Below are 11,768 nucleotides of genomic sequence, written 5' to 3' on the forward strand. Positions count from 1 at the left end.
GCGCCTGCTCTATGTAATGGACCCGATGTGTTCCTGGTGCTGGGGCTTTGCCCCGGTGGCACAAGCGCTGGTGGAGCAGGCCCAGGCGGCCGGCGTGGACGTGCACCTGGTGGTGGGCGGCTTGCGCACCGGCAGCGGCGCGGCGCTGGAGCCGACTACCCGGCGCTACATCCTTGAACACTGGCAGGCCGTCACCGACGCCACCGGCCAGCCGTTCAAGCGTGACGGCGCGCTGCCCGACGGTTTTGTCTACGACACGGAGCCGGCGTGCCGCGCTATCGTCACCGCACGCAGCCTGGCGCCGGATTGCGCCTGGAAGCTGCTGGGGCTGATCCAGCATGCGTTCTATGTCGAAGGACGGGACGTGACCCTCGCCCATGTGTTGGTTGAGCTGGCCGAGCAGGCCGGCATTCCACGTATCGAGTTTGCCGGCGAGTTCGACCGTGCCGAGCAGCACGTGGCCACGGCGGCCGATTTCACCTGGGTACAGGACCTGGGCATTGCCGGGTTCCCGACCCTGTTGGCCGAGCGCAACGGCCAGTTGGCCTTGCTGACCAATGGTTACCAGCCGCTGTCCGAGCTGTCGCCGTTACTGGGTCGATGGCTGGAGCGAGCTGCCTGTGTATGAACAGCCTCCACGCACCGACCGCCTGACCTGGGCAGAAATTCGCCGCCTGGCCCTGCGCCACAAGAAATCCCTGTGGGTCGCCAACGGTGTCGCCGTGCTCGCCACCCTGTGCAGCGTGCCTATCCCGCTGTTATTGCCGTTGCTGGTGGACGAAGTGCTGCTGGGCCATGGCGATGCCGCCCTCAAGGTGATGAACCACGCGCTGCCCCTGGGTTGGCAAAAAGCCGCTGGCTATATCGGCCTGATGCTCTTGGTCACCCTGGCCCTGCGCTGCGGCGCGCTGGTGTTCAACGTGGTGCAGGCGCGGCTGTTTGCGCGCTTGGCCAAGGACATCGTGTACCGCATCCGCGTGCGCCTGATCGAGCGTCTCAAGCGTATCTCTCTGGGTGAGTACGAAAGCCTGGGCAGCGGTACGGTCACCACTCATCTGGTGACCGACCTGGACACGCTGGACAAATTCGTGGGTGAAACCCTCAGTCGCTTCCTGGTGGCGATGCTGACCCTGGTCGGCACCTCGGCGATCCTGGTGTGGATGCATTGGCAACTGGCGTTGTTGATCCTGTTGTTCAATCCGTTGGTGATCTACGCCACGGTGCAATTGGGCAAGCGCGTCAAGCACCTCAAGAAGCTGGAAAACGACAGTACTTCACGCTTTACCCAGGCGCTGACTGAAACCCTCGATGCCATCCAGGAAGTACGTGCCGGCAACCGCCAAGGCTTTTTCCTCGGGCGGCTGGGCCAGCGTGCTCAGGAAGTGCGTGACTACGCCATTCATTCCCAGTGGAAAACCGACGCGTCGAGCCGCGCCAGTGGCTTGCTGTTCCAGTTCGGTATCGACATCTTCCGCGCCGCGGCCATGCTCACCGTGCTGTTTTCCGACCTGTCCATCGGCCAGATGCTCGCGGTGTTCAGTTACCTGTGGTTCATGATTGGCCCGGTGGAACAACTGCTGAACCTGCAATACGCCTATTACGCGGCGGGTGGCGCGCTGTCGCGCATCAACGAGCTGCTGGCGCGTGCCGATGAGCCGCAATACCCAGGCGGCGCAGACCCGTTCAGCGGGCGCGAGACGGTCGGCATCGAAGTGCGTGGCCTCGACTTCGGCTACGGCGAAGACCTGGTACTCAACCAGTTGAACCTGGCCATCGCACCGGGTGAAAAGGTGGCAATTGTCGGCGCCAGCGGCGGCGGTAAAAGCACCCTGGTGCAACTGTTGCTCGGGCTCTACACGCCGCAGGCCGGCAGCATTCGCTTTGGCACTGCCACCCAGCAGGAGATCGGCCTGGAGACCATCCGCGAAAACGTCGCGGTGGTGCTGCAACACCCGGCGCTGTTCAACGATACCGTGCGCGCCAACCTGACCATGGGCCGCACCCGCACCGATCAAGCCTGCTGGCAGGCGCTGGAAATCGCCCAACTGGATGCTACTGTCAAGGCACTGCCCTTGGGCCTGGACAGCGTGGTCGGGCGTTCGGGCGTGCGCTTTTCCGGTGGCCAGCGGCAACGCCTGGCGATTGCCCGCATGGTGCTCGCCGAGCCTAAAGTGGTGATTCTGGACGAGGCCACGTCTGCATTGGATGCGGCGACCGAGTACAACCTGCACCAGGCACTGGCGCGGTTTCTCAGCGGGCGTACTACACTGATCATCGCTCACCGGCTGTCTGCGGTGAAGCAGGCTGACCGAGTGTTGGTGTTCGATGGCGGGCACATCGCCGAGGATGGCGACCATCAGCAGTTGATTGCCGATGGTGGGTTGTACGCCAAACTGTACGGACACTTGCAACAAGTGCGTTGATTTAGCTTGAGCTGTGCTATCGGGAGCGGATTTTCGCGTGCGTATTAAGCTGTGCATGTGTAAGGGACTTCATGAAGCAAAAGCGGACTCTCGGAACGCCACGCCTGTTGGGTATTGTCTGGCCCTTCATCGCCGTCGTGTTGTTCCAGGCATTGTTAGGCTGCGTCAGTCTCTACGTGCTTTCGGCAGTGCGGGGTTATGTGGCGGGCGAAAGCCTGTGGTCCAAGGGCCAGAAGGATGCTATCTACTACCTGACCCTCTACGCCGATAACCGCAACGACGCCACCTACCTCAAATACCAGCAGGCCATTGCCGTGCCCCAGGGTGGGCATGAATTGCGCATTGCCCTGGACCGTCCCAATCCAGACATGGAGGCCGCGCGCCTGGGTATCCTCAAGGGCGGCAACCATCCGGACGACGTTTCCAGCCTGATCTGGCTGTACCTCAACTTCCGCCATTTCAGCTACCTGGAAAAAGCCATTGAGCTGTGGACGGTGGGCGACGGCTATCTGCTGCAGTTGGATGAGCTGGCCCAGGAGATGCACGGCGCCATTACCTCCGGCTACGTCAGCAGTGACGATGTCCATAGCTGGAAGGCGCGCATCACGGCCATCAATGAAGGGGTGACGCCCGCCGCCAAGGCGTTCAGCGATGCCCTGGGCGAAGGTTCGCGGATGATCCTGCGCCTGTTGTTGATCACCAACCTGGCGACGGCCTTGGGCCTGATCGTGTTGGCGCTGCTGCGCACCCACAAGCTGCTGGCCCAGCGTCATGCCTTTGCCGATGCGCTGCAAGCGGAGAAGGAGCGGGCGCAGATTACATTGGAGTCGATTGGCGACGGGGTGATTACCACCGATGTCGACGGGGCCATTGCCTATATGAACCCTGCCGCTGAAGCCTTGACCCACTGGCGCTCGGAGCAGGCCCAGGGCCTGCCGCTGGCGGCGTTGTTCAAGCTTTTGAATGAAAACGCCGAGCCCGACGGATTCACCCTGATTGAGCACATCGTCAAGGGCCAGTTCAGCGGCGGCAGCGAGCATTCCAAGCTGATCCAGCGCCTGGACGGCAGCACGGTCTCGGTCACCCTGGTGGGCGCGCCGATCCGCAGCGCCGGCAAGATCAGCGGTGCGGTCCTGGTGCTGCACGACATGACCCAGGAACGCCAGTACATCGCCAATCTTTCCTGGCAGGCCACCCATGACGCCTTGACCGGCCTGGCCAACCGTCGCGAGTTCGAGTTCCGCCTTGAACAGGTGCTGCAACAGGTCGCGCGCCAGCAAAGTGGGCGACATGCCTTGATGTTCCTCGACCTCGACCAGTTCAAGCTGGTCAATGACACCTGTGGGCACGCGGCAGGCGATGAATTGTTGCGTCACATCTGCGCGCTGTTGCAATCAGACTTGCGCGAAGGCGATACCCTGGCTCGGTTGGGCGGCGACGAGTTTGGCATCCTGCTGGAAAACTGCCCGGCGCCGGTGGCGGAAAAAATCGCCGAGAGCCTGCGCCATACCGTGCAAAGCTTGCACTTCGTGTGGAAGGGGCGGCCCTTCATGACCACTGTCAGCATCGGCCTGGTGCATATCTCGCAAACCCCGACCACCCTGGAAACCTCCCTGCGCGCCGCCGACATGGCGTGCTACATGGCCAAGGAAAAGGGGCGCAACCGGGTGCAGGTCTACCACGTCGACGACTCCGAGTTGTCTCTACGGTTTGGCGAGATGGCCTGGGTACAGCGGCTGCATATCGCCCTTGAAGAAGATCGCTTTTGCCTCTATGCCCAGGAAATCGCGCCGTTGGGCCCTACCGACGCTGGCAATGGGCACATCGAAATTCTCCTGCGCCTGCATGACGAAGCGGGGCGGATCATTTTACCCAACAGTTTTATTCCGGCTGCCGAGCGTTACGGTTTGATGACGTCCCTGGACCGTTGGGTAGTGGAAAACGTATTCAAGATTATCGCCCGCTGCATGCATGAGCGTCCGGGCCGACCCATGGCCATGTGTGCGATTAATCTGTCAGGCATCACCATTGGCGATGATGACTTTTTGGGTTTTTTACGTCAGAAATTCGATAGTTACAGCATTCCACCGGAAATGATTTGTTTTGAAATAACTGAAACGAGCGCTATAGCCAATTTGGGCAGTGCGATTCGATTTATTAATGAACTCAAAGCGTTAGGGTGCCATTTTTCCCTGGATGACTTTTGCGCCGGAATGTCCTCATTCGCATATTTGAAACATTTACCTGTAGACTTCCTGAAGATCGATGGAAGTTTCGTAAAGGATATGCTGGACGACCCGATTAACCGCGCCATGGTCGAGGTGATCAACCACATCGGCCACGTCATGGGTAAGCGCACGATTGCCGAGTTTGTTGAAACACCCCAGATCGAACAGGCTTTACTTGAGATAGGTGTGGATTACGCTCAGGGCTACCTGATTGAACGCCCGCAATTGTTTACCTTTGATAGCCTGCAGTGCCGACCTGAGCGGCCGCAGCCTCTGTTATTCAAGGCGCCCGGCACTTTCCGCTGAAACATTTGCTGGTCTGTACAATCACACTTGAAAAGGAGCCCCACAGTGATCGACACATTCAACAGAACCGGCCCGCTTATGGAAGCCTCGAGTTACCCCGCCTGGGCGCAGCAACTGATCCAGGACTGTAGCGAGAGCAAGCGTCGGGTTGTCGAGCACGAACTGTACCAGCGCATGCGCGACAACGCCCTCAGCGCCAAGACCATGCGCCACTACCTGATTGGTGGTTGGCCGGTGGTGGAACAGTTTGCCTTGTACATGGCGCAGAACCTGACCAAGACCAAGTTTGCCCGCCATCCTGGGGAGGATATGGCGCGCCGTTGGCTGATGCGCAACATTCGCGTGGAGCTCAACCATGCCGACTATTGGGTCAATTGGGCGCGGGCTCACGGCGTCAGCCTTGAAGAACTGCAAGCGCAGGAGGTGCCGCCCGAGTTGCACGCCCTGAGTCATTGGTGCTGGCACACCAGCTCGGCGGATGCGTTGATCGTCGCGATTGCCGCCACCAACTACGCGATCGAGGGGGCGACGGGGGAGTGGTCCGCCGTGGTCTGCTCTACCGGTGTGTATGCTGCCGCCTTCCCTGAGGAAGATCGCAAGCGGGCGATGAAGTGGCTGAAGATGCACGCCCAATACGACGATGCCCACCCTTGGGAAGCCCTGGAAATCATCTGCACACTGGCCGGGACCAACCCGAGCAAGGCCTTGCAGGAGGAGTTGCGCCAGGCGGTGTGCAAGAGCTACGACTACATGCACTTGTTCCTGGAAAGCTGCATGCGTCTAGAGAATGCGGAAAAAGACAAGGCGCCAGCCGTTCGCGAGCGCCCTGTGCGCATCGCCAGCGAGGCGTGATGTAACGGTTCGGATGGTATTTGTGGCCAGGGAGCTTGCTCCCGTTGGACTGCGTAGCAGGCCCATTCTTTTTAAATAAAAAATGGGGCCGCTTCGCGCCCCAGCGGGAGCAAGCTCCCTCGCCACAACTGGCTTTATCCCGCCATCGCCAAGCGGTTGCGACCTTCGCGCTTGGCCACGTACAACGCATTGTCGGCCCGGCGCAGCAGGCTTTCAGCCGACTCGGCCGCCAGCAGCGTAGAACAGCCGAGGCTCACGGTCAGTTCGATTCGCGTGCCCTCCACCCAGTAGTCCTGGGCTTGCGCCGCCTGGCGCAGGCGTTCTCCCACCATTCTCGCGGCATCGCGACCGGTGTTGGAGAGCAGGATCAAAAACTCCTCCCCGCCAAACCGAAACACCATGTCCACGTTGCGCAGCTGGCGTTTGATCGCCCCGGCTACGGCGCGCAGCACGCTGTCGCCCGCAGCATGCCCATGGGTGTCGTTGATTTTCTTGAAGTGGTCGATGTCCAGCATTAACAAAGAGAGCGGGTGCAAATGCCGGCGTGCCATGTCGATTTCTCGCTGCAGCGTCTGGTCCATGGCCACACGGTTGCCGGTTTCGGTCAACGGGTCACGCAGGGCGCTGCGGGTGGCGGCGCGGTAGAGCAGGGCGTTGCGCATCGGATAAAGCAAGGTCACCAGCAGGAGTTCGAGTTGGCTCAGTTCTTCTTCAAGCAACCGCTGGTTGCGACGAAAGACCAGTTCCCCCAGGTGTTCGCCTTCATGGCTCAGGGTGTAGCTGACGGAGTGATGACCCCGGTGGCCAAACTCCAGGCGCAGGTCGCTGGCGGCGTGACGGTATTGCAACGCGTCCAGCGGCACCAGGCGCTGAACCTCACGAAAGAACAGGCCCAGGATGCGCTCCGGCTCCAGGCTGGTCTGCAACTGCTGGTTCAGTTGCTGGCGAAGTTCGGCGAGGGTGGCGGGGCGGCGTGGGCGCAAGGATGGCTGGCCAAATCCCAGGCGTTGCAATTTGGCACTGTCAAAGTCAATTGCGTTGGTCTGGGTGGGGGTTTTCATAAGCGCGTGGCCTCTAAGCACTGGGCTGTCTTACAGGCGGGATGAGGGTGGCGAGTGCCAAGCGTCTTACTGATCCTTCAGTTCCGTAAAACATTGGAAACAGTTTAAACCGCTTTTCATTGGGTTATAACCCCATGGCCCTGCCGCACGTCTTGTCATCGCCGAACCTGCTTGAACAGTACTAGAGCGAGATTCATGCCAAGTGTCTTTAGTTGGAAAAAATACTTATAAATCAATTAACTAATTTTTAAATAAGAAAAGTCCGTTAAAGCATGGCGCCAGTTATTTGGCTGATTTGGGCCAGCGTTGCCGCCGGCCCGGTTGACGTAACTGTTTCGGTGGGGCGAGTTGCTTGTCGCAAATAAACAACGCTTCGTTATTCGTGAACAAAGTACACCGCACCCATCACCACTAGACCAAGGTGGTACGGTCGATTTGCGCGATGGAGGTGACCCCGGTCAGGGTCATGGCCACGCGCATTTCCTTGGCGAAGATGTCCAGCAGATTCTCTACCCCATGCTGGCCCTCGGCGGCCAGCGCGTAGGCGGTGGCGCGCCCCAGCAGGCACGCCTTGGCGCCCAGGGCGAGCATGCGCACCACGTCGAGCCCGGAGCGAATGCCGGAGTCCACCAGCACGGTCAAGTCATCGCCCACCGCTTCGGCAATTGGCGGCAACGCCTTGGCCGTGGACAGCACTCCGTCGAGTTGGCGGCCGCCATGGTTGGAGACCACGATGCCGTCGGCACCGAAACTCACCGCGTCCTTGGCATCCTGGGGGTCGAGGATGCCCTTGATGATCATCGGGCCTTTCCAGAACTCGCGGATCCACTCCAGGTCTTTCCAACTGATGGACGGGTCGAAGTTGTTGGCCAGCCAACCAATGTAGTCCTCCAGGTGGGTGGGTTTGCCCAGGTATTTGGAAATATTGCCCAGGTCGTGAGGGCGGCCCATCAAGCCCACATCGAAGGCCCACTGCGGCTTGGTCACCGCCTGCAACATGCGTCGCTGCGCTGCGTAGGGGCCAGACATGCCCGAGTGCGCATCGCGGTAGCGTGCGCCGGGTGTGGGCATATCCACCGTGAACACCAGGGTGGTCACGCCAGCTGCCTGCGCCCGCTCCAGAGCGTTGCGCATGAAGCCGCGATCCTTGAGCACATACAGTTGGAACCAGATCGACTGCGGGCTTTGCGAGGCCACTTCCTCAATCGAACACACCGACACTGTCGATAGGCAAAAAGGGATGTTTTTGTTGGCCGCCGCCTTGGCTGCTTGCACTTCACCGCGTCGCGCATACATGCCGGTCAGGCCGACCGGGCTAAGGATCACTGGCATCGCCAGTTCGGTACCGAACAGCTGGGTGGTGAGGCTCAGGTCGTCGACATTTCGCAGGATGCGTTGGCGCAGGCTGATCTCGGCCAGGTCCGAACTGTTGGCGCGCAGTGTGTGCTCGGCGTAGGCACCGCCGTCGATGTAATCGAACAGAAAGCGCGGCAACTTGCGCTTGGCCGCAGCGCGGTAATCGGAAGCGGACGAGATGATCATCGACGGTGTCTCCACAGGGCAAAGTGCTACACCCTAAGCAAAGTTATGCCATGATGAAAACAACTTTTATCACTGCCATCCAGTCGTTATAGGAATACTGATGAACCTACGAACATTGCGTGCGTTTGTCGAAGTGGTGCGCCAGGGCGGGTTCTCCCAGGCGGCCGAAGTGGTTGCCCTGACTCAGTCCACCGTCAGCAAAGCGGTCAAGACCCTTGAGGACGAATTAGGCATGCCGCTGCTCAATCGCCTTGGCCACAAGAACGAACTCACCGCCGCCGGCGAAATTGCCTACCGCCGCGCCTTGGTAATGCTCGCCGAACGCACCGACCTGATGGCTGAAATCAACGACCTGCGCGGCCTCCAGCGCGGCGTGCTGCGCATCGGCCTGCCGCCGGTAGGGTGCGGAGTCTTGTTTGCGGCGATGTTCGCCACTTACCGCAGCCGTTACCCGGGCATCGACATCGAACTGACGGAGTACGGCAGTAAAAGGCTGCGCGAATGCCTGGAAGCAGGGGAGGTGGACCTCGCCGCCTTGCTGCTACCGGTTGATGAAGGCTTTGACTACCAACCGGTGCGCAACGAGCCATTGATCGCCGTGTTGCCCATGGGCCACCCATTGGCCCGGCGCGAGCGTATCGACTTCACCGACCTGGCCGACTCGCCGTTCATCCTGTTCGAGGCCGGCTTTGCCCTCAATGCCAAGATCCTCAGCGCCTGCGAACGCAAAGGCGTGACCCCCAAAGTCACCGCCCGCAGCGGGCAAATAGACTTTATCGTCGACCTGGTCACCGCTGGGCTGGGCGTTGCCTTCCTGCCTAGGATGCTGGCGCACAAACACCAACATCCCGGCATCGCCTTGATCCCCCTGGACGAGCCTCATACCGATTGGCACATCGCCCTGGCCTGGCGTTCCAGCGCTCATCTGCCACCGGCAGCGCGGGCCTGGTTGGATTTGGCCAAGGAACCGCCGTATTCAAGCGAGCAGGGCGACGATTTGCGGAAAATTTCTGAGGGCGCTTGACTTCTTCTTTTTAATCAGTAACATACGGCGCATTCCGCGATAGCTCAGTTGGTAGAGCAAATGACTGTTAATCATTGGGTCCCTGGTTCGAGTCCAGGTCGTGGAGCCAGATAGAGAAAAGCCTGCAGAGATGCAGGCTTTTTTTTGCTTGGGATTTGACCCAGCAATCCAGACGCTTAGCGCGCTTAGCATGACGCCATCTCTAATCCTTCGATTCAGAGGTAAGGCCAATGAAAGTCGCAGCAGTCGTTTCAACCAAAGGCGGACCGGGGAAAACCACGGTTGGCGCCAATCTAGGCGCGTTCTGCGCCGACGCGTGTCATTGGACCTTACTGATCGATCTCGATCCCAGCCGTCACTGTCCTTGTTCTATACGCTAACGCGTGAGGCGCCGGGCGGGACCTACCAACTGATCGTTAATAATGAAATGCCTCCGCGGAGCGCTTTCTTCTGTCGGTAATGAGGTGAAGCGCTGAGCCAGGCATTTGATAAAATTGCTAGCGAACGTGGCCGCGGGAATATCAACGGCCTTTAATAATTCACTATTATGAAAACTATAATTCAGTGCATAGGTGTAGACGCTAACTCAAAACCACCATTGATAACGAACTGAACACCCATACAAACCAGTAGAAAACCAACGACTCGGGAAATTGCATCGATTCCTGACTCACCAAGCACTTTCATGATTCGCCCCGAACATCTTAAAGCTATCCAGAAAATAAGCGCAGTAATGATGAATACGGTTGCGGCTGCAAGGTGAATGACGAGTGGTAGGGTCTGGTAGGTCGACTGCAGGGTAGAGGCGGAGCTGATAAGCAACGCTATCGTGCCGGGGCCTGCTGCACCAGGAAGAGCTAAAGGTACAAATGACAAATCGCGAAAATGTGGAGTTGCTTTCTCTTTCTCTGAAAGGAAATCTTTCTGAACCTCCGTTTCGTCAGGTGTCGTTGCTGGAAAAAGCATGGCGAAACCGATGTAGGTGACGATCAGGCCTCCCGCTATCCTCAAGCCGGGAACAGATATTCCGAATACCTGCATTACCAGGCTGCCCCCGTAGAAGCTGACAAACATAATCAGAGCTACATACAAGCTTGCCTTCAGGATTTGCCGGTTACGCTCTACTGTAGGCAGCTTTCCTCCAAGTCCTAGTAAAAGGGAGATGCTAGTTAGAGGATTGGCCATAGGAAGCAGGGCTAATAGTCCAATAAGAACATGATGAAAGTAATTACCCATAGTGTTTTTACTCGGTTATGCAACGAATAGGAGGCTATAAGATTATTAAGGTCGTACGTCATCTGCCCTAACGAACCGATATCAAGTCAGGACTCAATCAGGAAAGTATTTTTTTGCCTCTTCCGTGGTGTAGCGCAGAAAGATCTGCACCGCCTGCGGAATCAAGCGCCGTGAAAGTAGAAAAGCATACAGCGACATGTTCTGGAGGGTATAGCCAGGTAAAACACGTACCAGTTTGCCGCTCTCTACGGCGTCATTGGCGCTGGGCAAATTGAACTGCGCGATGCCAAGTCCGCGCAGAGTAAGATCCATGCGCGCATCGTTCGGTGTGGCAAGCAGGATGGCTTGCACCGGCGTCAGGTGTTTATGTCCTTGGGGGTCGATCAGCTCCCACTCGGGTTCTCCCTGACGCCCAAGGCAGGGCCATTGCAGGAGATCGTCCGGTACACGGGGAGGTTTCCTGCCGGCCAGTAACAGGGGAGAAGCGAATAACCCTTGTGGCATTGAACAGATTGGCCGAGCAACCAGCGACTTGTTAATCACTTCGGCGCGGCGATGACTGAAGTAGACATCCACTGGCTCTTCAATGGGGTTTGGCACGCGTGTGCTGGCCTCCACTTCAAAATGAATTTCGTGCTGTTCTTCCAGCATTCGAGCGATAGCCGGGTTGATAAACCAGTGCACAACCTCGGGCGATCCGACGACCCGGATACGTCCTCTAATTTTTCCATCATCCGACTTGATCGCGCTTTCAACCTCCTGAAGGCCTTCGAACAAGGGCGCGATTTCGCTATAGAGCCGCTCGCCCGGGTCCGTCAATCGCATAGACGGCATCCGATTGAACAAGCGCAGACCCAGGTGCTCCTCCAGCCGGGTCACGGCGCGACTGATGCTTGAAGTGTTCTGCCCAAGCCGTTCAGCCGCACGGCTGAAGTTCAATGTTTGCGCGGCAACGAGGAAGGTGTGGTATTCGCTCCACATGGCGTTGCTTTTATGCAATGTATAGTTGCTCCATATGGCATGGCTAAAATTAATAGGCTAACACTATCATCACCAAGTCTGAGAGCCATTTAGCGTATAGGAGTTCAACTGTGAC

At 58.5% G+C, this 11,768-nt stretch carries 9 protein-coding genes, 1 tRNA gene and 1 pseudogene; 7 read left to right on the top strand and 4 right to left on the bottom strand.

Features of this window, described 5'->3' with window-relative positions:
- Window positions 1-25: 25 nt before the first annotated feature.
- The 4 genes from HBO10_RS13690 (at window position 26) to HBO10_RS13705 (ending at window position 5,809) form a co-directional block, all read left to right on the top strand.
- Window positions 26-628 carry a DsbA family protein gene (locus HBO10_RS13690; RefSeq protein WP_169922010.1) on the top strand — a complete coding sequence of 201 codons (603 nt, stop codon included), beginning with the start codon at window positions 26-28 and terminating at the stop codon, window positions 626-628.
- Entirely contained in the window at window positions 621-2,423 is a 1,803-nt protein-coding gene (locus HBO10_RS13695; protein ID WP_034126161.1) for an ABC transporter ATP-binding protein, read from the top strand. Before HBO10_RS13690 ends, HBO10_RS13695 begins: the two co-directional genes overlap by 8 nt.
- Before the next feature lie 71 nt (window positions 2,424-2,494).
- Window positions 2,495-4,957 carry an EAL domain-containing protein gene (locus HBO10_RS13700; protein WP_034126162.1) on the top strand — a complete coding sequence of 821 codons (2,463 nt, stop codon included), beginning with the start codon at window positions 2,495-2,497 and terminating at the stop codon, window positions 4,955-4,957.
- A gap of 45 nt (window positions 4,958-5,002) precedes the next feature.
- Window positions 5,003-5,809 (top strand): iron-containing redox enzyme family protein, encoded by an 807-nt coding sequence (locus tag HBO10_RS13705; protein ID WP_034126163.1) that lies wholly within the window; start codon window positions 5,003-5,005, stop codon window positions 5,807-5,809.
- Between the two features lie 134 nt (window positions 5,810-5,943).
- On the opposite strand, the gene HBO10_RS13710 is transcribed toward HBO10_RS13705, so the two are convergent.
- Both HBO10_RS13710 and lldD read right to left on the bottom strand, forming a co-directional pair.
- A complete protein-coding gene (locus tag HBO10_RS13710) occupies window positions 5,944-6,870 on the bottom strand; it encodes a GGDEF domain-containing protein (RefSeq protein WP_014719251.1) in 927 nt (308 codons plus the stop codon).
- Between the two features lie 411 nt (window positions 6,871-7,281).
- The gene (gene lldD / locus HBO10_RS13715; RefSeq protein ID WP_034126164.1) at window positions 7,282-8,412 is read right to left on the bottom strand and encodes an FMN-dependent L-lactate dehydrogenase LldD; all 1,131 of its coding nucleotides are present in this window, start codon (window positions 8,410-8,412) and stop codon (window positions 7,282-7,284) included.
- Between the two features lie 100 nt (window positions 8,413-8,512).
- Between lldD and HBO10_RS13720 the strand changes: the two genes are divergently transcribed.
- From HBO10_RS13720 to HBO10_RS13730, 3 genes and pseudogenes are all read left to right on the top strand, one after another.
- Window positions 8,513-9,436 (top strand): LysR family transcriptional regulator, encoded by a 924-nt coding sequence (locus HBO10_RS13720; protein ID WP_034126165.1) that lies wholly within the window; start codon window positions 8,513-8,515, stop codon window positions 9,434-9,436.
- A gap of 33 nt (window positions 9,437-9,469) precedes the next feature.
- Window positions 9,470-9,545 (top strand) — tRNA-Asn (locus HBO10_RS13725).
- Window positions 9,546-9,666: 121 nt separating this feature from the next.
- Window positions 9,667-9,851 (top strand): annotated as a pseudogene (locus HBO10_RS13730) (ParA family protein); the annotation flags it as partial.
- 146 nt (window positions 9,852-9,997) lie between these two features.
- On the opposite strand, the gene HBO10_RS13735 reads toward HBO10_RS13730, so the two are convergent.
- Entirely contained in the window at window positions 9,998-10,672 is a 675-nt protein-coding gene (locus tag HBO10_RS13735) for a MarC family NAAT transporter (RefSeq protein ID WP_034126166.1), read from the bottom strand.
- Window positions 10,673-10,765: 93 nt separating this feature from the next.
- Window positions 10,766-11,671 (bottom strand): LysR family transcriptional regulator, encoded by a 906-nt coding sequence (locus HBO10_RS13740; protein WP_034126167.1) that lies wholly within the window; start codon window positions 11,669-11,671, stop codon window positions 10,766-10,768.
- Between the last annotated feature and the right edge of the window lie 97 nt (window positions 11,672-11,768).

Source organism: Pseudomonas sp. WS 5503 (genome assembly GCF_012985385.1).
GTDB lineage: Bacteria > Pseudomonadota > Gammaproteobacteria > Pseudomonadales > Pseudomonadaceae > Aquipseudomonas > Aquipseudomonas paracarnis.